This is a genomic window from Algoriphagus yeomjeoni, from assembly GCF_003259505.1.
Lineage (GTDB): Bacteria > Bacteroidota > Bacteroidia > Cytophagales > Cyclobacteriaceae > Algoriphagus > Algoriphagus yeomjeoni.
The window spans coordinates 484,400-508,372 of sequence record NZ_QLLK01000002.1 but is presented as its reverse complement, the minus strand read 5'-3'; the positions used below and the strand labels follow the sequence as shown (position 1 = coordinate 508,372).

Annotated in this window: 16 protein-coding genes; 14 read left to right on the top strand and 2 right to left on the bottom strand. The window is 41.8% G+C overall.

What is annotated here, in order from left to right:
• Positions 1 to 22: 22 nt before the first annotated feature.
• From LV83_RS05440 to LV83_RS05375, 14 genes are all read left to right on the top strand, one after another.
• A complete protein-coding gene (locus LV83_RS05440) occupies positions 23 to 862 on the top strand; it encodes a sialate O-acetylesterase (protein WP_111610508.1) in 840 nt (279 codons plus the stop codon).
• A gap of 52 nt (positions 863 to 914) precedes the next feature.
• Positions 915 to 1,805, top strand: a complete 891-nt coding sequence (locus LV83_RS05435; protein ID WP_111610546.1) for an alpha/beta hydrolase — start codon at positions 915 to 917, stop codon at positions 1,803 to 1,805.
• A 46-nt stretch (positions 1,806 to 1,851) separates the two neighbouring features.
• Positions 1,852 to 2,778 carry an alpha/beta hydrolase gene (locus LV83_RS05430; RefSeq protein ID WP_111610507.1) on the top strand — a complete coding sequence of 309 codons (927 nt, stop codon included), beginning with the start codon at positions 1,852 to 1,854 and terminating at the stop codon, positions 2,776 to 2,778.
• Between the two features lie 243 nt (positions 2,779 to 3,021).
• Positions 3,022 to 3,675: an RNA polymerase sigma factor gene (locus LV83_RS05425; protein ID WP_111610506.1), complete on the top strand. Its 654-nt coding sequence runs from the start codon at positions 3,022 to 3,024 to the stop codon at positions 3,673 to 3,675.
• 23 nt (positions 3,676 to 3,698) lie between these two features.
• Positions 3,699 to 4,727 carry a FecR family protein gene (locus LV83_RS05420; RefSeq protein WP_111610505.1) on the top strand — a complete coding sequence of 343 codons (1,029 nt, stop codon included), beginning with the start codon at positions 3,699 to 3,701 and terminating at the stop codon, positions 4,725 to 4,727.
• Between the two features lie 151 nt (positions 4,728 to 4,878).
• On the top strand, positions 4,879 to 8,313 hold the full coding sequence (locus tag LV83_RS05415) for a SusC/RagA family TonB-linked outer membrane protein (protein WP_245947003.1): 3,435 nt from the start codon (positions 4,879 to 4,881) through the stop codon (positions 8,311 to 8,313).
• Between the two features lie 13 nt (positions 8,314 to 8,326).
• The gene (locus LV83_RS05410; protein WP_245947002.1) at positions 8,327 to 10,222 is read left to right on the top strand and encodes a RagB/SusD family nutrient uptake outer membrane protein; all 1,896 of its coding nucleotides are present in this window, start codon (positions 8,327 to 8,329) and stop codon (positions 10,220 to 10,222) included.
• A 43-nt stretch (positions 10,223 to 10,265) separates the two neighbouring features.
• Positions 10,266 to 13,283, top strand: coding sequence for a SusC/RagA family TonB-linked outer membrane protein (locus LV83_RS05405; protein ID WP_111610504.1), 3,018 nt, complete (start codon positions 10,266 to 10,268; stop codon positions 13,281 to 13,283).
• A 22-nt stretch (positions 13,284 to 13,305) separates the two neighbouring features.
• Positions 13,306 to 15,069, top strand: coding sequence for a RagB/SusD family nutrient uptake outer membrane protein (locus LV83_RS05400; RefSeq protein ID WP_211320457.1), 1,764 nt, complete (start codon positions 13,306 to 13,308; stop codon positions 15,067 to 15,069).
• Positions 15,070 to 15,348: 279 nt separating this feature from the next.
• Positions 15,349 to 16,383: a DUF5627 domain-containing protein gene (locus LV83_RS05395; RefSeq protein ID WP_111610503.1), complete on the top strand. Its 1,035-nt coding sequence runs from the start codon at positions 15,349 to 15,351 to the stop codon at positions 16,381 to 16,383.
• Positions 16,384 to 16,395: 12 nt separating this feature from the next.
• Positions 16,396 to 18,534: an endo-1,4-beta-xylanase gene (locus LV83_RS05390; RefSeq protein WP_111610502.1), complete on the top strand. Its 2,139-nt coding sequence runs from the start codon at positions 16,396 to 16,398 to the stop codon at positions 18,532 to 18,534.
• A 196-nt stretch (positions 18,535 to 18,730) separates the two neighbouring features.
• Positions 18,731 to 19,297 carry a DUF4870 domain-containing protein gene (locus LV83_RS05385; protein ID WP_111610501.1) on the top strand — a complete coding sequence of 189 codons (567 nt, stop codon included), beginning with the start codon at positions 18,731 to 18,733 and terminating at the stop codon, positions 19,295 to 19,297.
• A gap of 125 nt (positions 19,298 to 19,422) precedes the next feature.
• Positions 19,423 to 20,547, top strand: a complete 1,125-nt coding sequence (locus LV83_RS05380; RefSeq protein WP_111610500.1) for an alpha/beta hydrolase-fold protein — start codon at positions 19,423 to 19,425, stop codon at positions 20,545 to 20,547.
• An 81-nt stretch (positions 20,548 to 20,628) separates the two neighbouring features.
• On the top strand, positions 20,629 to 21,741 hold the full coding sequence (locus LV83_RS05375; protein WP_111610499.1) for an endo-1,4-beta-xylanase: 1,113 nt from the start codon (positions 20,629 to 20,631) through the stop codon (positions 21,739 to 21,741).
• 432 nt (positions 21,742 to 22,173) lie between these two features.
• Here LV83_RS05375 and LV83_RS05365 read toward each other — a convergent pair whose 3' ends face one another.
• Both LV83_RS05365 and LV83_RS05360 read right to left on the bottom strand, forming a co-directional pair.
• Positions 22,174 to 22,641: a c-type cytochrome gene (locus LV83_RS05365; protein WP_170124556.1), complete on the bottom strand. Its 468-nt coding sequence runs from the start codon at positions 22,639 to 22,641 to the stop codon at positions 22,174 to 22,176.
• 58 nt (positions 22,642 to 22,699) lie between these two features.
• Entirely contained in the window at positions 22,700 to 23,818 is a 1,119-nt protein-coding gene (locus LV83_RS05360) for a Gfo/Idh/MocA family protein (RefSeq protein ID WP_111610497.1), read from the bottom strand.
• Between the last annotated feature and the right edge of the window lie 155 nt (positions 23,819 to 23,973).

Below are 23,973 nucleotides of genomic sequence, written 5' to 3'. Positions count from 1 at the left end.
TCAAACCTAACCTAAACCTAAAATGATAAAGCCTAGCATCTTTTTTACCATTCTCATTTTACTCTCACTGAGTTCACAGAGAGGCTTTGCCCAAGACCCTAATTTTTACATTTTTCTCAGCTTTGGCCAGTCCAACATGGAAGGTCATTCCAAGGCTGAGCCTCAGGACGCAGTGGCAAATGATCGATTTAAGGTATTACAGGCAGTGGATTGCCCGGACTTAAACAGGGAAATGGGCAATTGGTATACAGCTGTTCCCCCATTAAGTAGATGTACTACCGGACTTACGCCAGGTGATTATTTTGGAAGAACTTTGGCTGAAAGCCTACCTGATAGCATCAAAATCGGCATCATCAATGTGTCTGTGGGAGGCTGTAAAATCGAGCTTTTCGAGAAGGATAGCTACGAAACCTATGTGGAAACGGCTCCGGGATGGATGAAAGGCATGATCGCGCAATATGACGGAAATCCTTATGGAAGATTGCTTGAGCTAGCAAAGATTGCCCAGAAGGATGGCGTGATTAAAGGAATATTACTGCATCAAGGAGAGTCCAATACAGGGGACAAATCTTGGCCAGGAAAAGTGGAAGGAGTGTATGATAATTTGTTAGTGGATCTTGGTTTGGCGCCTGATTCTGTACCGCTTTTGGCGGGTGAATTGGTAAGTGCCGAGCAGGGAGGCAAGTGCGCAAGTATGAACCCAATCATTGCGACGCTGCCTTCTGTAGTTCCCAATTCCTACGTAATCTCTTCAGCTGATTGCGAAGCTATTGCAGATGGTCTACACTTCTCCGCTTCTGGCTATAGATTGTTAGGTTCCCGCTATGGTGAGAAGATGGCCCAGATTCTACTAAATGAATGATTTTAATGCGCTGAACCCAACTAATTTTCCCCAAGAAATAACCTATAAACCTATGAACCGCACAAGAAACCTATTACTCCTACTGTTTCTATTTGTTGGGCAACTTCAGGCTCAGCAACTAGAAAAAGAAGCCCCGACTGGTTTTGACCAGACTAGAGATGGGATTTCTCATGGTAAAGTTGAAACGATTACCTACACTTCTAAAACAGTGGGTAATGATAGAAAAGCTACAGTTTATACTCCTCCTGGCTTTTCCCAAACAGAAAAATACCCAGTGCTCTACCTGCTTCACGGCATTGGTGGTGATGAAAAAGAATGGCTAAACGGAGGACATCCCGAAATCATTTTGGATAATCTCTACGCAGAAGGAAAGCTAGAACCGATGATTGTCATCATGCCAAATGGCAGAGCGATGAAAGACGATAGTGCAGGTGGAAATATAATGGCTCCTGACAAAGTGCAGGCTTTCGCAACCTTTGAGCAGGATCTGCTGAATGACTTGATTCCTCATATTGAAAAAAACTACCCAGTTCTGACAGATAGAGAAAACCGGGCTATTGCAGGTCTATCGATGGGTGGAGGACAATCACTGAATTTTGGCTTGGGCAATTTGGATAAGTTTGCTTGGGTAGGAGGTTTTTCCTCAGCCCCAAATACAAAAGCTCCTGAAGTTTTGGTTCCAGATCCAGAGAAGGCTAGGGAAATGCTGAAAGTACTTTGGATTTCCTGTGGAGATGCAGATGGATTACTGAGATTCTCTTCCCGAACCATTAAATACTTAGCAGAAAATGATGTGCCTCATATCTATTATTTGGAGACTGGCGGCCATGATTTCAAGGTGTGGAAAAATGGCCTATACATGTTTTCGCAGCTTCTTTTTAAGCCGGTGGACGAATCCAAGTTCGATCAATATAGTCCGCTGGATATAACTGCGGCGAATTAAACATATGCTCTCAACCTATTTGCAATTAACAAAACCCAACAATATCATGAACCTATTAAAAACCTCAATTCTGGCATCCTGCCTTTTAATCGCCTCTTCCGCAATGGCACAGGATGGCACCATTTATCCTTTGGAAACTCCAGATGAACCTAATGCAATTTTGCTAGGAACAGGTGGTGTTGAAAACCAACCTGCGAGCGAAACTTGGTTCAAGCAATGGGGGGATCCTATGGCTAGAAATATCACAGTTGCTACTTTGACTCCTTTTTTACCTGAGCCGGGCAAAGCAACAGGTGCAGCCGTAATTGTTGCCCCAGGTGGCGGTTTCAGATGGCTTTCTCTTGGAAATGAAGGATGGGAAGTGGCTCAGGCACTTGCTGATCAAGGGATAGCTGCCTTTGTTTTAAAATACCGACTTCGTCCAACTCCTGAGTCCATGGATGGCTTTAAAGCATCAATGAATCAGACGCTATCACCACCACCTGCACCTGCGGCATCCTCAGCAGCTCCGGCACGTCCAGCGCCAGCACCTTTTGATCTCTCAGATCAATTAGAAGATGCTGAAGCTGCCTATGCCATGATCCTTGATCGAGCAGAGGAATGGGGAGTGGATGTGGATCGATTGGGAATGATAGGTTTTTCGGCTGGAGCTGGATTGACCATGCATAGTACGCTGAATTCCAAAACCATGAAGTTGGCTTTCATCGGTCCAATCTATGGCGGAATGGGCCCAGTAGAAGTTCCTGAGAATGCACCACCAATGTTCAATGTTATTGCCACAGATGATTTTCTTTTTAGGGGGCAGTTTGGTGTAGTCGATTCCTGGTACAAAGCTGGGATACCTGTCGAGTTTCATCTTTACCAAAATGGGGGACATGGCTTTGGTCTTGGCAACCCTGACCGTACCAGTAATCGCTGGTTTGATGCCTTTATATACTGGCTAGAAGTCAATGATTTTCTGGCTGCTGATTGAGCAAATAGCTGAATCCAGATTTCCTTTTTCCACGAGGAATTTAACCTGAAAAAACGATTGTATGGCATGCGTATGTCTCAGAATTTTATTCTGTCGTATACGTGTATTGTATATTTTTCAAGTGTATCAAGCATAGATGAGAGATTTTTTCATGTATGAAAAAAAATAAAATAAAATTTTGAGGTTGTTTGACCTCTAAAAACACTCTTTATAAATGAAGAGTGGAGATACCTTCCTGTTCAAATGAAAAAAACCCAGAATAAACCTATTGAGCCCACAGAAACCTCCGCTATGCTGTACATGCAGCATAGTCAAGTAATGGTGGTATATACTGAAAAATCAGACCGTGAGGTCTGGGCATCTTTTAAAAGTGGAGATGAAGCTGCATTCAATTACATCTATCGTAAATATGTAGCGGACCTTTTTAATTATGGAATGCAAATCTGTAAGCAAGAAGAATTAATCAGGGATTGTCTTCAGAAAATGTTTGTAGATCTACGTAAGAATCAAGCTAAACTTGGAGACGTACAGCGAATCAAAGGGTACTTGTTTATAGTTTTCCATCGAGAGCTTTTCAAATTTCTGAAAAAAGAGAGAAAGCTGAATACTGATTTGATTTCTCTCGAAAATGAGGAAAACATTTTTCACATCGAGACCTCGCATGAGACTAAGTTAATAGACGAGGAATTTGCTTTAGAGAAGAAGGTTGAAATAGCCAACGCACTCAACAAGCTTTCTACCAGACAACGACAAGCGATTATTATGCTCTATCAAGAAGAGCTTTCCTATAAAGAGATAGCTGAAATAATGAATTTCAGTGAAGTTAAAACTGCCCGAACCTTGGTTTATAGAGCCATGGAGAGATTAAAAGAAATATTTGAAGTTAAGAAAGCCTAATCAGCACGCTTCCTGCCACTACCATGGACGAAAAATATAAATATATAGATTTTGAAATAGAGGATTTTTTGAATGATGAATTTTTCATTCAGTGGGTGAAAAATCCTGGAGAAGAAACCAATCACTTTTGGCTCAAATGGATCGAAAATAACCCGGAGAGAAGACCTATTCTGCAGAAGGCTAAAGAGATCATTGCGATGATCGATTATAAAGAAAGGTATGTGCTTTCTGATCAGGCTTACATGGATCTGTATGAGGATATTGTAGAAAAGAGCCATCAGCAAAGAGCCGACGGAAGTCATTTCCAATGGAGCGGATGGCACAAGACTGCTGCCATTTTGTTTTTGGTGTTTTCTACAGTTTATGGAATAGATGTTCTGAACAAGAGAAATCAGGAGGAATCACAAAATCAGCAGGTGGTCACTTGGCTCAACGTGGACAATCCTGCAGGGCAGAAATACAAATTCCAATTACCGGATGGCACCAGAGTGCATCTTAATGCAGCCAGTAGTATAGAATACCCTCAGAATTTTGATGGGGAGAAGAGAACAGTCCGAATGAAAGGCGAAGCATTTTTTGATGTAAAAGCTGATCCAAACAGACCTTTTATAATAGAGATAGATAACAGCCAAGTGACAGTGCTAGGTACTTCGTTCAATTTGAAGAATGAAGATGATTTTGAGCTTGCGCTAGTGGAAGGAAAAGTAGAAGTGACTGACTCTACTGGAGGAATAATCACAGTGCTCCCTAACGAAATGCTAATCAAGCGTCAGAATGGAGAAATATCCAAAACAGATTTTGATCCATTAGCAGTTTTTGGCTGGAGGGACCAGTACCTGGTTTTTGAAGATGACTCTTATCCTGAAGTACTCGAGAAATTGGAAGACTGGTTCGGTGTTACCATAGAAAGCACCTTGAAAGTGGATAAAAACTGGTCTTATTCGGGCCAATACCACAATAAACCCTTGAATCAAGTGCTAGAGGGAATTAGTATTTCTTCTGAATTTCAATACAAAATCAATAATAAAACAATTACAATTTCAAACCCATAAACCTACTAACCATGGAAAATCTATACCCCAACAGCAGCTGAAAAAAATAGGCAGAATAGCGAATGCTTTTCTGCCTAAAGCCTTTGTACCAATCGTCAAATTAAACAAAGGCTAAATCTCAAGTACTACACTTAAAATCTTAAACAAAAGTATGGAAAAATCAATACTTAGGAAAATCATTATGCTTTCCAAATATTTTATGTGTGCGTTCCTTTTTCAGCTGTTTTTTACAGCAGTGCTGATGGCAAATACAGGTCATGCCCAATTAAAAGGGCTTTCCGATGTGACTGTCACAGTGAAGTTTAATGGAAGTACACTAGAAAAAGTTATCACTGAGCTAGAAGCCCAAAGCGGTTTTCAATTCACCTACAATAAAGCGAAGGTGGCAGTGAATGAACTCAAGGTGAATCTGTCAAGAAAAAATGCTCCCTTATCGGAGGTTTTACTTGAAATATCCAGTCAGACAAATTTGAAATTTGTGCAAGTGGATGACAATATTCACATCACCAATGGTCCTAAAAAGCCAAAACCTGCCGAAGAGGTAAAAGCACCTGCAATCGTAGAGATCACAGGTCAGGTTTTGGATTATACAGGCTTACCCCTACCAGGGGTCACAGTACGAATAAAGAATACAACAAGAGGAACCACTACTAACCTTGATGGTGAATACACCATTAATGTCAATGAGGGTGAGACTCTTGTGTTTAGCTTTATTGGCTTTGTAGAAAAAGAAGTGCTAGTTTCTAACCAAGCGGTGATCAACCTAACCCTGGAAGAAGATCTGACTAGTCTCGAAGAGGTAATTGTGGTCGGCTATGCTGAGCAGAAAAAGGAAACCATCGTAGGTGCTGTTGCACAAACAAGTGGTGAAGTCCTCAAGCGTACCGGTGGTATTTCCAACGTAGGATCAGCACTTACTGGTAACCTGCCTGGCGTAATCACTACAGCAAGTACAGGTGTACCAGGTGGTGAAAATCCTCAGATTGTGATTAGAGGTCAGAATAGCTGGAATGGTAACGCTCCACTAATTCTGGTTGATGGGGTAGAGCGTCCAGAATTCTTTAATACCATGGACATCGCATCGGTCGAGTCTATTTCTGTGTTGAAAGATGCATCAGCTACCGCAGTGTTTGGATCTAGAGGTGCAAACGGTGTAATCATCGTGACTACCAAACGAGGTAGAGAAGGCAAAGCTCAAATCACAGCAAATGTAAACTCCACCATGAAGGTGGTCTCTAAACTACCTGGTAAATATGATGCATTTAGCGCCATCGGAGTAAGAAACAGAGCTATTGAAAACGAACTATCTTCTAATCCTGTTGGCTGGTCAGATTACATTCCTTATTCTATCAGGGATAAATATAGAAATCCTGCAGATTGGCAGGAAGCAGAGCGCTTTCCGAATATAGATTGGCAGGAAACCCTTTTCAAAGACTACGCAATGGCATACAATGCCAATGTGGGAATTCGTGGTGGTACTAAATTCACCCAATATTTCGCCAGCATTGATTATCAAAATGAAGGGGATTTATTTCGTGATTTTGATAACAACCGAGGCTATGAGCCTGGCTACAATTATAACAGATTGAATTTCCGTAGTAACCTGGATTTCCAACTTACCTCTAGCACGAAGCTACAGGTAAATCTTGGCGGTTCCTATGGTGTACGAAAAACCCCATGGGGTGGAGGTAACTCAAGTAGCTTCTGGAGTGCGGCCTATGCAAATCCACCTGATGCATTTATGCCTGTGTATGCCGATGGCGCATGGGGAGTTTATGCTCCAGATGATGTAGCAGCAGAAAACTCTGTTAGAATACTTGCAGTCAGTGGTTTACAGTATATTACTACAACCCAGCTTTCTACAAACTTCGTCCTAAATCAAGATCTAAGCATGATCCTGAAAGGACTGAACTTCAGAGGTACGCTTGCAGTGGATAATTCATTTACAGAATCAAATAGAGGTGTAAATGACCTTTACAATACGCCATTCCAGAAATGGGTAGACCCGGAAACTGGAATTCACAGATACGATGACATCGTGGATTCCAACAGTAGATTTGATTTCCGTGAGGCAGTGACTTGGGGTACAGCCAACGGTTCTGTAGGAGGTGCACAACGAAGACTATATTACCAATTCCAGTTAAATTATTCTGGTAGTATCGCCCAAGATCATCACTACTCTCTAATGGGTCTGATGAGCCGTCAAGAGGATGCGATTGGAAATGTGATACCTGCTTATCGTGAAGACTGGGTGTTCCGAGCTAATTACGATTATAAGAGTAAATACCTGATCGATTACAGTGGAGCTTACAACGGGTCGGAGAAATTTGCTCCTGAATACCGCTATGCATTCTTCTCTTCCGGTGGTATTGGATGGGTGATTTCTGAAGAAAATTTTATGAAATCTCTTTCCTTCATTGATTTCCTCAAAATAAGAGCAAGTTATGGAGAAGTGGGAGATGATAATATTGGTGGCAGATTCCTATTTATGGATCAATGGAGCTACGGTAATAGCTCTCAGTTAGGTATCGTGGGTGAAGGCGGAGAGTACAGCCCTTATACCTGGTATCGTCAGACTTCAGTGGGTAACCCAGAAGTACAATGGGAGACTGTTTACAAGACAAACATTGGTTTAGAGTTCGATATTTTTAACGGTAAGATCAATGGTAATTTTGAATACTTCAAGGATGATCGTAAAGACATCCTAATGTCAGGTGACCGTTCCATCCCAAGTTATTATGGAACCACAGCTCCTGCTGCCAATTTGGGTAGAGTGATCACTGAGGGTTTTGAATTTACAGTTGGCGCTAGTCATACTTTTGAAAACCAAATCAGAATTTGGGGTGACGTATCTATGACTCATGCTGCTAACGTGGTGATAGAGCGTGACGATCCAGAGCTTCAAGTGGCTTACCAAAAAGACGAGGGCTACCAGCTTGGACAATACCGTACTCACATCAGCAATGGCTATTACAGCAACTGGGATGAAGTATATGGAAGTACTCCTCACAATGCAAATGATCAATTTAAGCTACCTGGAGGACTACAAATTCTGGATTTCAATGGAGACGGAGTCATCGATTCATTCGATGCTGCTCCATATGGATTCTCAGGCGTTCCTGAAAATACCTTCAGTACCAATCTTGGGGTAGAATGGAATGGATTGAGCCTTTATGTGCAATTCTATGGGGTAAACAATGTCACTCGGGATGTGCCGCTGAGTAGTTTGAACAATCGACTGAATCGAGTATACGAAGAAGGATCATACTGGTCTGAGGATAATGTCAATCCAGACTCACCTATGCCTAGATGGGGGGCACTTATGCCAGGTTATAGTAATGGCCAACGGTACTTGTATGACGGATCTTACCTAAGACTCAAAAATGCTGAAATAGCTTATTTGTTTACTGGGAATTGGGTAAGAAGTATAGGTGTAGAATCACTGAGAGTATACGCAAACGGTAACAACCTCCTACTGTGGACGGATATGCCGGATGATCGGGAGTCCAATTTCTCTTCAGCTGGATGGGCTGGTGCTTATCCTACTGTTAGGAGAATAAATCTCGGCTTAAATGTTTCATTCTAAAATAGTTATGCAAATGAAAAACTACATAAAGAACATCATAAAGAGTGGATTCATGGTAGCTATATTTCTATCTGCGACCTCTTGTGAAGATTATCTTGAAAGAACTCCAGATTCAATTATTTCTGAAGAAACAGCTTTCCAGAATTTCAATAATTTCCAGGGATTCACCGAAGAGCTTTACCATGCTGTTCCAAATTTCACTTTAGCCTACTGGGTAAGTGCTTGGAATTTTGGAGAAGATGAAATCGAATCCACTGCAGGGACTTTTACAGTTTCTTACAATTTCGACCGCGGAAACTTCTGGGCTTGGCAAGCTGAGCAAGGTGGAGGAGTAGGCTGGTTCGACAAAGGAAACGCGTCTACTACAGGAGGTCACCACCAAAAAGCACTTTGGCCACTGGCTTGGAGAGGTATCCGAAAAGCTAATTTGGGTCTTGAAAACCTTCATAGACTCACAGATGCTACAGATGAAGAAAGAAGATTGATAGAAGGACAATTATTGTTTTTCAGAGGATGGTTTCATTTCCAATTGATTCAGTATTTCGGTGGATTGCCATACATAGATTATGTGCTCCCAAGTGATGAGCAATTGCGCTTGCCTCGTCTTTCCTATAGAGAATCCGCTGATAGAGTGGCTGACGATTTACGAAGAGCTGCAGATCTATTGCCTTTAAACTGGGATAATACCACGGCTGGTAGAAATACAATTGGTAAAAATACCATGAGAATTAACAAAGCAATGGCTTTGGGCTACCTAGGAAAAAACCTGCTTTGGGCTGCAAGTCCGCTCATGAACTATACCGAAACAGGCAGTAGAACCTACGATGCAGCGTACAGCAAGCGCTCAGCAGATGTCTTTGGTGAACTGCTTCAATTGATTGAGACCGGGCAGACCATTTATAGCTTGATGCCTTTTGCTCAGAAATCCAATATATTCTATACTACTGGGCAAAACTGGGCTATGCCAGGAGGAACTGAGGCGATGTTCAGAGCTCCTACCACAGGAGCTAATGGAAGTAACTATCAGATTTCTAAGCAGTTTATGCCATTGCTGATCAGTCAGGGAGATGCTACCATGTTTATGCCTACGGCAAATTATATCCATGATAATTACGGCATGGCAAATGGCCTTCCGCTACCGGATGATATCTCTAAAGCTGACCCTGAGTCGGGCTATGACCCCAATTTTCCTTGGAAAGGAAGAGATCCTAGATTCTACAGCGACATCACATTTGATGGCGTGAAAGTGATCCAAGGTTCTATTCCAGATCAATCTCAAGAACCGAACAGATATGCCAACCTTTTTACAGGTGGAAGCTATAGAAACCTGAGTAACGGTAGCCGAACAGGATACATGAGTAGAAAATTTGTGACACTCAGAGCTAATTTGTATGACAATGCCTATGACTGGGGTACTTCCCTGCATATCAATGTACCGTACATGAGAGTGGCAGATATCTACCTGATGTATGCAGAAGCTGCAGCTACAGGTTATAACTCACCAAATGCTCCTTCTGCTACTTTTAGCAAAACTGCTGTGGATGCAGTCAATGTAATCCGTGATAGAGCAGGTATGGCACAGGTTCACAGTAAGTTTACCGGATCTGTCGCAGAGTTTATTCCTGAGCTTAGAAGAGAGCGTGCTGTAGAATTGGCATTCGAGAGACACAGATTCACTGACCTTCGTCGCTGGATGCTTTTGATCGAAGAACCTTATACAGTAAAGACTTCAGTGGAAATGGATCGTGTAGGAGATTTCAATACAGATGATCCTACTGAAAACCGCGTTGCCAACATCAGAGAAGTGGAGATCCTGAAACGTCCTTTCACGGAGAAACACTATTGGCTACCCTTGAAGGTATCAGATGTGTCCTTGTATCCTGAGATGTATCAAAATCCAGGATGGTAAGGCAAATGATGTTTATCTGTTCATCGTCTAATGAAAATTCATAATGAAATATATAAAATCTATAGTGGTATTCTGTGTCGTAGTAGTTGCGATTCCCTTTCAACTATTCGCGCAGGGTACCTTAAAAATCACACTGGCTCCAGTGATCAAATCCAATATCGGTGAAACGATAAAGGGTGCCATTGTCACTAGTGAGGAAGACGGGGTGTCGGCAGTTTCCGATAGCCTCGGAGTAGCCAAAATCGAAGTTTCTAGCAATGCTTATCTATCCGTATCTGCTGCAGGATATGAGACTAAGCTATTGTTAGCTACACCTAATCTCGAAGACATCATCTTATTTGCAAATCTTGAAGGAAACCAAGTAAATGTGGCCTTTCAAAGCAAGGATAAAAATGATTTGATGGGAGGAGTTTCCTACGTGAATATGCCGGAAATACTTCGTGATAATTACATCACTTATCCACTTGAAAACATGGAAGCTTTCGTAGGTGGATTTAATGGTAATTTGTGGGGAAATACAAGTGCGCTGGTTTTGATCGATGGAGTTCCTAGGGATTTAGGAAGTGTTCATCCAACTGAGATTGCACAGATCTCTTTTTTGAAAGGTGTCTCTGCTGTAGCACTGTACGGAAGCAAAGCTGCAAAAGGTGTGATCATGGTCACTACCAAAAGAGGTGTAGCAAACAGTCAAAATATCACCTTGCGTACCAATGCGGGTGTCAATACCCCAAAGCGCTATCCGCAATATTTAGGATCAGGAGAGTACATGTCCCTATACAATGAGGCTAGAACCAACGATGGGCTTTCTCCGCTTTACTCCAATGAGGATATTTTCAATCACTCTTCGGGAGAAAATATCTACCGCTATCCAAATACGGATTACTACTCGCCAGAGTACCTGCAGGAGGCTTACGCCAAATATGATGGAAACCTGGAAATCTCCGGTGGAAACGAAACAGCTAGATACTACACCAACGTTGGCTTCATGACTGAAGGTACCGTGATGGATTTTGGACAGGCTGCACAAAATGCCAACGAAAGATTCAACGTTAGGGGAAATATAGATCTGAATCTCAATGAGTTTATCTCTGCGAAAGTGGATGCTTCAGCTATTTTCTACAATAGCAATGGAGTAAATACAGATTACTGGGGTGGTTCTACTACGCTCAGACCATTTAGATTCACACCGCTAATTCCTCTTGATTTCATCAATGAGGGAGATGCTGCTTCTTTAGGTTTTGTTGCAACAAGCGATCACGTGATCGATGGTAAATTTCTATTGGGAGGAACCCAACTAGATCAAACTAATCCTATTGCAGACATCTATGCAGGTGGCTCCAATAAATTTACAAGTCGGCAGTTTCAGTTCAATGCAGGAGTGGATGCAGATTTAAGAAATGTCATCGAAGGTTTATCTTTTAGTTCTCTGTTTGGTTTGAATTACTCGACTTCTTACAATTTGTCTTTTGACAATGATTATGCGGTATATCAGCCGACTTGGACGAACTATAATGGAGATGACGAAATAGCCAGCCTGACCAAATATGGACAGGATGCCAGTTCGAGAACTCAAAATATCAACAATAACTGGTTTCGTCAGACGGTTTCATTTTCTGCGCAGCTGAACTACAAAAGAACTTTCAAGGAAAAGCACAATGTTTCAGCAATGCTGCTTGCTAATGGATACCAAATCGCAGAGTCTTCGATTTACCATAAGACAAGTAATGCAAACTTAGGTCTTTACTTAGGCTACAATTATCAGCAGAAGTATTATGCTGAATTCAGTGGAGCATTTATCCATTCTGCTATGCTTGCAAAGCAAAACAGACAGGCATTCTCACCTACGATGACGCTAGGCTGGAGAATGAGTGAGGAAGGATTCTTGTCTTCTTCCTCTGTGATCGACAACCTGAGGATTTCGGTTTCTGCCGGCATACTCAATACGGATCTGGATATTTCAAATTACTATTTGTATGAAGCTATTTATACAGATGAAGGATCATGGTATGAGTGGAAAGATGGTCTAAACAACACAGGTACCGACGTGAGAAGGGGTGAAAATCCTAACTTGAAATTCCCTAAAAGAGAGGAAATCAGTTTGGAGCTAGATGCTTCTTTGTTTGATAATATGCTTACGCTGAATGGCTCCGTGTTTACCAGTAAAATGACAGGTCTTTTTGTTCAGAATAGTGTTTTATATCCTAGCTATTTCGTGACTGGATGGCCGATTTCCTCCTGGATACCTTTTGTAAATTATAATAATGACCTACGAAAAGGTGCTGATTTCCAACTGAACCTCAACAAAAGAGTAGGGGAAGTGGAGTGGTCTCTAGGTGTGTCTGGATTATACTATACCACGGAAGCTGCTAGACGATCTGAGAACTTTGAAGATAGCTACCAAAACAGACAGGGTATGCCTCTGGATGCGATTTGGGGACTACAGAGCAATGGGTTTTTCACTGGAATGGATGATATAGAGAATTCACCTTCTCAAGCTTTCGGCGAAGTACGACCTGGAGATATCAAGTACATAGACCAAAACAATGACGGTATAATCAACGCCCAAGATGAAGTTTATCTGGGAAGAGGTGGATGGTCAGGTGCTCCACTTACAATGGGTCTTAATCTGACTGCACGTTTCAGAAACTTCACGTTTTTCGCATTGGGAACCATGAGAAGCGGAGCCTATGCGATGAAGAACAACGACTATTTCTGGGCGAATGCTGATGACAAGTATTCGATCGAAGTGAGAGATCGTTGGACTGAGGAGACTCAAAACACCGCTACTTTCCCTCGACTTACTACGCTGAATGGAGCAAATAATTTCAGAAACTCTGATTTCTGGTTATACAGCACTAATCGTTTTGATTTGGCAAAAGTCCAAGTTTCCTATTCTTTCCCAAAGACCATCTTGGGTAACGGATTTATCAAGGAATTGGGCACTTACATCAGTGGATCGAATCTACTGACTGTAGGTCCGAACAGCGAACTTTTGGAAATGAATATCGGAAGCGCACCGCAGACGAGATTCTACAATTTTGGTATTCGAGCACAATTTTAACATGACCCAAAAATTGAACACTATGAAGAATAAAATATGGTTAATAGTTGGCATCATGTGGGTGATGACCGGCTGTCAGGATCTAATTGACCCAGCCATTGAAAATATACAAGGCAGAGAAGACATGCTAGAAAGACCTCGACTAGCGCAGGGACTTCTAATTAATGCTTACCTGAGAATTCCTACCAACGGTTGGTCTTTCAGCGAAATGGCGACAGATGATGCGGTAAGTAATAACCCTGCAAATCAGTTTCTCAACATGGCCACGGGACAGTGGGCATCCAATAACAACCCGGTAAATCAATGGACCGGTGCGCAGTCTGCCATTCAATACCTGAATGTCATGATCGAGGATGTGGACAGTGTTGATTTTGCAGTAGATCCTATTGTAAATGAAATGTTTGTGGATAGACTGAAAGGCGAATCCTACGGACTTAGAGCACTATTTATGTATTATTTGCTACAAGCTCATGGTGGACTGGCAGATGGTCAATTGCTAGGTGTTCCTATCCTAAGAGAATCTCAAAATGTAGAGTCTGATTTCAACATTCCAAGAAACACATTTGAGGAATGTATGACTCAACTCTATGCAGATGCAGAAAGAGCAATGGATCTCCTGCCATATGATTTGGCAAATATTAATGATCCATCGTTGATTCCTAGCAAATATGCTTCTCAGGGAGCAGAGACTGGACAATACAATAGAGTATTTGGCGATGATGCGATCCAACTTGTATCGGGTAGAATTGTGAATGCCGTGATGGCACAAGCTGCACTTCTCGCCGCAAGTCCTGCATTCAATCCAAGCGGAGATACTGAGAAATGGAGAGCTGCGGCAGAGCATGCTGCTGAAATCCTCAATACTATTGGGGGTGTAAATGGCTTATCACCAAATGGTGTAACCTGGTTTTCTAATGCATCCGAACTCAATGCCATTGGTGGAGGAGTAAATCCAGCTGAAGTATTGTGGAGAACCTCTATCGGATCTAGCAATAATCTGGAAAGAGACAACTATCCTCCTACATTATTTGGAAATGGCCTAATCAATCCTACACAGAATTTTGTGGATGCTTTTCCTATGGCAAACGGCTATCCAATAGACGAATCCAATAGTGCATATGACCCCCAAAATCCATATGCAGGTAGGGATCCAAGGTTAAATCATTTTGTGGTATTGAACGGAAGTGTTGCCGGGCCAAATAACACAGTTATCACTACTGCCATAGACGGTACGACGAATAACGCATTGAATCGCGTGGAGACCTCTACTAGAACTGGGTATTACCTTCGCAAACTGCTTCGTCAGGATGTGAATCTTAATCCTAACTCTACCAATCAGCAGGTTCATATGAAGCCAAGAATAAGATACACGGAAATATTCCTGATCTATGCTGAGGCTGCAAATGAGGCATATGGGCCTATGGGTACGGGCAATGCAAGCTACTCTGCATACGATGTAATCAAAGCTATCCGCCAACGTGCTGGAATCGGTACTCAAAATGGTGATGCTTATTTGGAATCTATCAAAGGTGACCAGGCTGCGATGCGCGAACTAATCCGCAACGAGCGAAGAATAGAATTGAGCTTTGAAGGGTTCAGATTCTGGGATTTGCGAAGATGGGATGCCTCATTGACGGAAACTGCCCTCGGCATGACCATAGAAGATGGAGACCATGAAGTGATGAGTGTAGAAAACAGAGTTTATGGTAGTCATATGATTTATGGTCCTGTGCCATATAGTGAAACTCTGAAATTTACCGAACTAAGACAAAACACGGGATGGTAAGCTCATATTCACAGTATAGCAAAGTGCTTGATACTAGGCCTTGTTTAATAGGATCTAGGAAATCTAGCATGACTCAGTCAGCACTTACTGAGATGAATGTAAATCACAGGTCTTTCAGGTGCCGGATGCGAGATTCCGAAATTCTGACCTTCGCAAATCAACTTATAATCACATGAAATCGAGCATGGCTAAAAAGTCACACACTCGCATGATTGTAATCGCTGCGAGATTCCTTCCGATAGCTATCGGGATGGCCATTAAAAATCAAATTATAAACACATGAAAAATACTCCATATATAATACTGGCACTTTGCCTTCTCCTGGTATCATGTAAAAATGAAGACTGGGAGTTCCCGGACTTTGATTACCAAACGGTCTATTTTGCCTATCAATATCCGGTACGAACGATCACTCTGGGTGATGATATTTTTGATACGTCTATGGATAACGAAGGGCGGTTTAAGATCGTCGCTACCACAGGTGGGGTCTATTCTTCCCCTCAGGAAGTAGCAATCAATGTAGTAGTTGATGAGAGTTTGATTGACGGGTTGATGTTTGATACGGATGGAAATGCTGTAGAAGCACTTCCTGCTGAGTATTATCAATTGGCATCAGAATCAATAATTATCCCGAGAGGTGAAGTAACTGGAGGCGTGGAAATTCAGCTTACGAGCGGTTTTTTCAATGACCCTAAAGCAATTCAGAACTCTTATGTAATTCCATTGAGAATGACTCAAGTGAGTAATGCTGATTCTATCCTTTCTGGTATGGGGCAGGTAGCCAATCCAAAGCGTACTAATCCGGACGATTGGTCTGTACAGCCTAAGGATTTTGTGCTTTATGCTCTGAAGTTTGTCAATGAATATCATGCAAACTATCTGAGAAGAGGTCAGGATGTCATCGAAGGATCCACAGGAAATTCCGCTCTGGATGGAACATTCATCAGACACGAGGAATTTCTCGAGGACAGCGAACTAAGCGCTCTTCGCACGAGGTCACTCAATGAAGTTGCATTTCCATTGGCGTTTCCAGGAACTGACGGTGAAAATATTTCTGCAGACCTATTGCTGACTTTCGATGATGACGGGAACTGTACAGTTTCAGCCCTAAACGCTGGCTACACAGCTACTGGTTCTGGCAAGTTTGTTTCCAAGGGAGAGAAAAATAGCTGGGGAAATCAAGACAGAGATGTCCTATACCTAGACTATCAAATCTCACTTCCAGAAATGAACATTAGCACCAATGACACTTTGGTAGTACGAGACCGAGGAGTAGGGTTTGAAGTATTTACTCCTGTCCTTTCAAACAACTAATTCAATGATACCATGAAGCAATTATATAAAAAATATGTTGGCGTGCTGGCAATTTCCATTGGGCTAAGTTCCTGCGTAGACTACATGGATACCACTGACTTTCAAGTAGAAAAGCCTGCAACTATAGCCGAACAAGAAGTTCTAAATGCAATGGGAACCTTGGGTAGCTACCTTGATACTATTGCCAACCCTAATTTCAAACTGGGTGGAGCCATAGATATGAACCAGTACTCCAGTCGAGGGCTGATGTACCGACTGATCAACAGTAATTTCAGTGAGGTAACTGCCGGGTATGGAATGAAGCACGGAGCAATCGTGCTGGCTAACGGTAATATGAATTTTGACCGCGTAAATTCCACAATAGAAGCAGCTTCTGCTGCCGGAACTTCAATTTATGGACATACGCTTGTCTGGCATGCAAATCAAAATGCCGCATATCTCAATGGCTTACTTGCTCCCCTTGTAGTCGAATCACCTCCTTTCAAAAATGAGTTGGATTTGTCAGCATTGATGTCGGGAAGCATGGAAGGATGGCAGAGTAAGGGCGAAGTAAAGCATATGGAAAATGCGGGCATGGGAGAGGGAACTTCTGGGGTGATATTATCCGCAGGCTCAGGTACAGATCCTGAAAGCGTACAGCTTACTACTCCTCCAATCCCTGTGGTGCCAGGCAAGCCATACGAAGTAATTGTCTATGTGAAGTCGGATACTCCTGGCCAAGGAGGGATTACTTTCGAGGGACTTGCAGACAACGAACCTTCCATAGATTGGATGAATACAGGAACTGACAGCACGTCATTCGGTACTGGGATTTCCTGGCAAGAAATCCGATTTACTGTAGATGACGTAGTGGGAGATAGTTTCCAGATGCATTTCAATTTTGGCTATGAGCCAAACGTGAATTATTCTATTGACATCAGCAATCTATATGTGTATGATCCAGCAGGTGAGCCTGCTATCAATAACCTTGTCGTTAATGGAGACTTCGAAAATGGCAACGGTTGGGGCGGATGGGGAAATGGCTCCAGCAGAGGTGCTACCCCAGATGGAATGGGTTTTGGTGGATCTGGAAAAGCATTTTTTGTGACTAATCCGTCCATCACAGGTGGTTTCTGGGAGGTTCAAACTTCCTATGAGTTTGCAGAACCCTTGAAAAATGGTGAAGAATACAAATTGAGCTTTTGGGTGAGAGGCGATGCTGAAGGAATCATTCGTCCTGAATTGCAGTCTCCAAATTATTCTTCCAATGGATTTGGACAGGTAGGAGTGACAAAAGAATGGAAGCAAGTGACTCTTAGTACGGTAGCTACTGCTGACGATAGAATTCGTTTTGTTATTTCTTACGGTGAATTTGCCGGTACAGTATATCTGGACAACGTCGTGCTGAGTAGTGCCAATCTTTCCGGTGGGTCGACCACATTGGTTTACAAAACAGATCAAGAAAAACGAGCGATAGTGGAAGGAGAATTTGAGCGATGGATCGCAGGAATGCTTACAACTACTAAAGATTACATCAAAGCATGGGATGTAGTAAATGAGCCTATGGATGATGCCAATCCTTTTGAATTAAAAACAGGAGTTGGTAATTCAAATCTAGCTGCAGACATATTCTATTGGCAAGATTACCTTGGCAAAGACTATGCTGTAAAAGCTATAGAATTAGCGGAGCAATATGGTAATCCTGATGACTTACTATTTATTAACGATTATAACCTGGAGTACAGCTTGGATAAATGTCAGGGTATTATCGATTATGTCAACTATATAGAAAGTAAAGGTGTGACTGTAGACGGTATAGGAACACAGATGCACATCAACATTGATTCTGACAAGGACAAAATTGTCTCGATGTTCAAAATGCTTGCTGCTACAGGCAAACTGGTGAAAGTATCTGAGCTGGACGTTCGGGTAAATACTACCACGCCAACGGCTGAAGTTCTTGAATTGCAACGTGAGATGTATAAGTATGTGGCCGAAATGTATGTGCAGCATGTACCTGCAGCGCAGCGCTATGGTATTACCGTTTGGGGTGTCACGGACAGTCCTGATAATGCAAATTGGCTTCCTGGTGAAAAACAGGGGCTTTGGGATATAAATCTCAATAGAAAACCGGCGTACGCTGGATTCGCAGAAGGGTTAGAAGGAATGTAATTAACGAGTCACTAGCCTATGCTACAACTCAACTTTGAGGAAATAGCATAGGTTAGTTTTTTTAACGTATTGCAACTGTCTTTTCAAAAGGATTTTTCAATCATTCTACCCCATTTTTTTATATAGTCAGCAAACCAAAACTAGATTTTCCTGAAAGTTTTCATTCTGACTTTCTAGACAAAACCTATAGAATCCTATGAGAAACAACTTAGAGAATCTTGAAAGGCTTGGCGCTTTGTTAAAAAACGGAGTGATTACTGAGGAGGAGTTCAACAGCCAGAAAAGCAAACTTTTGGGCAGTTCGACCAAATCCCTTTCTGATAATCTTTTTGGATTAAATGAGAACAGCTACTGTTTTTTGATCCATATTTCGGTGCTGTTGGGCTTTGTACATTTTTTACTTGGGCTAGTTGTGCCTATTGTACTTTGGACACTCAATAGAGAAAACAACCCAACTATAGATCAGCATGGAAGGAATGTACTGAACTGGATTTTCAGTTTTGCTCTCTATATGCTTATTGGTTTAATCATAATCTTTCCGATGAATAACTTTATGCATTTACCTTTTAGCTTTTCATTTAACCTGAATTCCCTACCATCGTTGTTTACAGGTTTTTTTCCTATTACCATTTTGATGATCCTGAATATCATTTTTATTCTGATAGGCTCACTAAAAGCTAGCACTGGCAAGCTGTGGAAATATCCACTCTCGATACAGTTTTTTAGAAAGCCTGTACTCCCTGATACTCTACCAAAGGACTAAAATCTATAGGGTACTTATCAACTTTGACTAAAATACGCAAATGACACCTAGATCTCCATACTTGTAACCCAGCTTCTATACCGGCATTTTATTCGTATTTTCAATAACCCTAAACCTAAAAAAACATGAAACATTATTGCCTTATTCTAGTATTCCTCTTGGCGGTAAGTACCTCAGTTTGCCATGCGCAAGCGGAAAATTCTGAAATCAAAGAAGATTTCAAACCCTCTTCTAAGAATCAACCCGGCAAAGAATATCCTCAAGTGAACTCCCAAGGATATGCACGCTTTAGAGTAGAAGCTCCTGATGCACAAAAAATAAATGTGAGTTTGGGGCTAGGTGGAAGAGGCGGAACCGACCTGACCAAAAATTCTGAAGGTGTTTGGATGGGGACTACCGCCGGACCGATGGACGAAGGCTTCCATTATTATCACCTCACGATCGATGGTGGTACTTTCAACGATCCAGGAGCAAAGAACTATTATGGATCTACCCGATGGGAAAGCGGAATAGAGATCCCAGCTCACGATGAGGAATTCTATTCGCTCAAAGATGTGCCCCATGGTCATGTACAGCAAGTCCTTTTTCCTTCTCCTAGTACAAATACATCCAGAAGAGCCTTTGTCTATACTCCCCCTGGATACACCAAGGAGACCTCTAAAAATTACCCAGTGCTATACCTGCAACATGGTTGGGGAGAGGATGAGACAGCATGGAGCAATCAAGGACATGCCAACTTGATCATGGATAATTTGATAGCTGAGGGTAAAATTGAGCCATTCTTAATTGTAATGACTTACGGGATGACCAATGAAGTCAAATTCGGTGGTTTGAGAGATTTTAAAATTGATGCGTTCCAAACTGTCTTAGTAGACGAACTGATTCCATATGTAGATTCGAATTTCAGAACTATTGCTGACCGAGAGCACAGAGCAATGGGAGGTTTATCAATGGGAGGGATGGAGACGCACTCCATCACGCTCAATAAGCCTGAAGTCTTTTCCCGGTACGCGCTACTAAGCGGTGGTATATACACTCCGGAGCAACTTCAGGGTAACACAAAACCGGAGCTGATATTTATCAGTGCAGGAAGTAAAGAAAACCCTGATCGTGTAACTACTGCAGTCGCTGCCCTGAAAGAGGCAGGATTCAATGCTGTTTCTTTCGTGTCTGAAGGTACCGCACACGAGTTTCAAACCTGGAGAAGAAGCTTGTATGAACTTGCTCCTATATTGTTTACAAGCAAATAACCTTTTGAGTTTTCCTTCTACTATTTTCAGTGAATAAACTATCTATTCCCCTTTAGAATTAACCTATTAAAACCTATATCCATGTTACTTAAAAAAACCTTAACCTTCGCCTCGCTAGCTATGCTGTTTTCAGCTCAAAGTCCAGATAGCGAAAGACTTAAAGATATTTTTGCGGACAGCTACCACATTGGAGTTGCCGTGAATGCCCGACAGGTGAATAGTTCTGATGAAAAGGTAAATACCTTAATAGCTGAGCATTTCAATAGCCTCAGTCCAGAAAATGGGCTGAAGTGGGAGCGAGTTCATCCTGAGCTTAACCGCTATGATTTCAGATTTGGAGATGAATACGTGGCCTTAGGCGAGAAAATCGGTGCCTTTACCATTGGCCATTGCTTGGTTTGGCATCAGCAGACTCCTAGGTGGGTTTTTCAGGATGAAAACAATGAGCCACTCTCCAAAGATGCTTTGATCTCCAGAATGGAAGAGCATATTGAGGCTGTTGCTGGGAGATACAAAGGAAAGATCCACGGATGGGATGTGGTCAATGAAGCGTTCAACGAAGATGGGTCATTCCGGGAGTCTAACTGGTATAAAGTCGCCGGCAAGGATTTTATGAAGGCTGCTTTTCGAAAGGCACATGAGGTAGATCCAGAAGCAGAACTGTACTACAATGACTATAATGTTTGGAATGCAGCTAAGCGAAAAGGGATTTTAGATTTTGCCAAGGAAATGGTTGCTGAGGGTATTCAGGTAGATGCCATCGGTATGCAAGGTCATTACCAATTGGATACTCCAACTTTAGAGCAAATCGAGCAAGGGATAATTGACATCCATGAAGCTGGATTCAAAGTGATGGTGACAGAACTTGATGTAGATGTGCTGCCAAGACCAAGACGGGCAGTGGGAGCTGATCTTAATATGAATTTTGCAAATTCTGATGAATATAACCCATACAAAGATGGGATTACAGCTGAAGGCGAAGCTAAGTTAGCTGCTCGATATGCTGAAATATTTGAGATTTATGAAAAGCATAAAGACAAAATCACTCGAGTTACATTTTGGGGCTTGGGAGATGGAAATAGTTGGTTAAATAATTTTCCTGTAAGAGGAAGAACAAACTATCCATTGCTTTTTGATAGAAACTTGGAGCCAAAAACTGAAGTGATTGAAAAAATTGCCAGTAAGGTAAAGTAGTATATGATTATCCGCAATGATGCCAGTCACCTTAGATTCTTTGCGTGGTTGGCTGGAAGACCCCTGCCCGAACTACAGGCGGGGATGACCGAAGACCGAAGCGGCCTCAAAGCTAGGGTATACCATCTATTAAGTCGCTTTTATCTATTTACTGGTAACAAAGCGGATATACATAAAGTAGTATTAGCCGTCTGGAAAGAATTGATATTTCTGTTGGTGACCTATGCTAATTTAATGAAAACGTATTTGGGTGTTAGATAAACAAAAAAGGTGTCAATATGTGTTGACACCTTTTTTTATATTCCATTCTCACAAATAATATAAATTCTTAATATATATATGAAGAATTTTGAAACGGTAATTTGTTTTTCAACTGGTTAAATGCCTAAGTGGAATTAAATTACACTCCTTCAACATATTAACAAATTAAATTTATTCGTAGAGGCTCAAAATATATTTGACCATCTCCTTCGCGTCTGCTTCACTTAAAGCTGGATGCGGAGACATTGCCGCCTCTCCCCATACGCCAGCACCACCATTGATTATTTTGGAAGCCAGCATGGTGATATTATCCTCCGTCGGCTTGTACTCTGCAGCTATCTCCTTGAACGACGGGCCAATAACTTTTCTTTCTACCAAGTGACAAGAAAGACAATCAGAATTCGCGATTTTCTGCTCGCCAGAAAGAGCGATAGTACTCTGTTCCTCTATTACTTCTTCTACCTGCTCTTCCTCAACAATCGGCTCTTCAATTATGGCAGGCACTGGTTTAGCAGCTTCTACTTCAACAGGCGTCTTATCTGATTCGACTTTGTCTGCAGAGGATTCACCGCCCCCGCAAGCAAATGACATTACTGCCAACACCAGGATAGCAGTTTTTGATATGGTTTTAGTTTTCATTCTTTTAATCTATTTATATCCAATGGCCTACGTTGAATAAATCTGTTTTTCAGGCCGATTAATGACTGTTAAGAGTAAACTCAGGAAGATGTTTGATTGTTCCACCGTCCATTGCAGATTCGTGTGCCAAAATCCCAACACAGGTAATATTAGCTGACTCTTTAGCATTTGGATAAGGAGCTCTCTTTTCTGCAAGGGCATTCAAGAACTCATTCACTAAGTGTGGGTGAGACCCGCCGTGACCTGATCCTTGAATAAACGACAAATGCTGGTTGTCATCACCATCATAAACTCCAGCAGTGGTGAATGAAGCAATTTCATCAGGAAGTAAATGTCCGTAATCAGGGATTTTTACTCTCTCTGGACTTTCTCCGGTGTGAATCACCGAGTCCTCATGCTCAATCAGCGTCCACTCAAATGATTTTTTTGAACCATACACATCAAAACTCTCACGGTACTGTCTTGCCGTATTGAATAGTGATCTAGTCACCTCAGCGGCCAAATCAGAATCTTTGAATTTGATATGGCAGGTTTCTATGGCGAAAGGAGAACCGTATTTTGGTATCAAGTTCTCGTCTATTCTTCCAGATCCTAGACATGAAACATACTCAGCTTGGGCCTTTGGCAAAGCTAAAACCGGTCCGACGCAATGAGTAGCATAATGCATAGGAGGTAAGCCCTCCCAATATCCTGGCCAGCCCGCCATTTCCTGCTGATGTGATGCTCTGAGGAACTGAATTTTACCCAATTCACCTTTCTCATACATTTCCTTTACAAACAGGAATTCACGGCTATAGATTACTGTCTCCATCATCATGTAGGTCAGGCCAGTTCTTTGAACTTCCTCTACGATCTTTTTACAATCTTCTACAGAAGTCGCCATAGGAACGGTACAAGCTACATGCTTACCAGCTTTAAGCGCTTTTAAAGATTGTTCTGCATGATTTTGGATTGGAGTATTTATATGAATAGCATCTACATCTGGATCTTTTAACAACTCATCGTAATCTGTGTAAACTTTCTCAATACCAAAGGCTTTGCCAATCTCCTCAGCTTTTTCCTTATTCCTTTGGCAAATGGCATACATATTAGACAGCTTGTGCTTTTGGTAGATCGGAATGAATTCTGCTCCGAAACCAAGTCCAACTATGGCGATATTAAAGGGTCTATTACTCATTTTAATTGTAAGTATGTTAGTATAAATAAATAGGTAAAATAGGTTTTTAATTTTATGTAAAGTACAAAAGGAGAGGAGGAGTAGGTCGCTACTCTCCTTAAAATATCGAGTTCATCGAATTCTTGGTTGAGTACTTCAATTGATTTTAAGTCTTA

Coding starts and splice junctions, on each gene's coding strand:
- LV83_RS05365 (WP_170124556.1), bottom strand. CDS start 22,641: ATGAAAACTAAAACCATATCAAAAACTGCTATCCTGGTGTTGGCAGTA.
- LV83_RS05425 (WP_111610506.1), top strand. CDS start 3,022: ATGAAAAAAACCCAGAATAAACCTATTGAGCCCACAGAAACCTCCGCT.
- LV83_RS05385 (WP_111610501.1), top strand. CDS start 18,731: ATGAGAAACAACTTAGAGAATCTTGAAAGGCTTGGCGCTTTGTTAAAA.
- LV83_RS05420 (WP_111610505.1), top strand. CDS start 3,699: ATGGACGAAAAATATAAATATATAGATTTTGAAATAGAGGATTTTTTG.
- LV83_RS05375 (WP_111610499.1), top strand. CDS start 20,629: ATGTTACTTAAAAAAACCTTAACCTTCGCCTCGCTAGCTATGCTGTTT.
- LV83_RS05405 (WP_111610504.1), top strand. CDS start 10,266: ATGAAATATATAAAATCTATAGTGGTATTCTGTGTCGTAGTAGTTGCG.
- LV83_RS05380 (WP_111610500.1), top strand. CDS start 19,423: ATGAAACATTATTGCCTTATTCTAGTATTCCTCTTGGCGGTAAGTACC.
- LV83_RS05360 (WP_111610497.1), bottom strand. CDS start 23,818: ATGAGTAATAGACCCTTTAATATCGCCATAGTTGGACTTGGTTTCGGA.
- LV83_RS05395 (WP_111610503.1), top strand. CDS start 15,349: ATGAAAAATACTCCATATATAATACTGGCACTTTGCCTTCTCCTGGTA.
- LV83_RS05430 (WP_111610507.1), top strand. CDS start 1,852: ATGAACCTATTAAAAACCTCAATTCTGGCATCCTGCCTTTTAATCGCC.
- LV83_RS05410 (WP_245947002.1), top strand. CDS start 8,327: ATGAAAAACTACATAAAGAACATCATAAAGAGTGGATTCATGGTAGCT.
- LV83_RS05440 (WP_111610508.1), top strand. CDS start 23: ATGATAAAGCCTAGCATCTTTTTTACCATTCTCATTTTACTCTCACTG.
- LV83_RS05435 (WP_111610546.1), top strand. CDS start 915: ATGAACCGCACAAGAAACCTATTACTCCTACTGTTTCTATTTGTTGGG.
- LV83_RS05415 (WP_245947003.1), top strand. CDS start 4,879: ATGGAAAAATCAATACTTAGGAAAATCATTATGCTTTCCAAATATTTT.
- LV83_RS05390 (WP_111610502.1), top strand. CDS start 16,396: ATGAAGCAATTATATAAAAAATATGTTGGCGTGCTGGCAATTTCCATT.
- LV83_RS05400 (WP_211320457.1), top strand. CDS start 13,306: ATGAAGAATAAAATATGGTTAATAGTTGGCATCATGTGGGTGATGACC.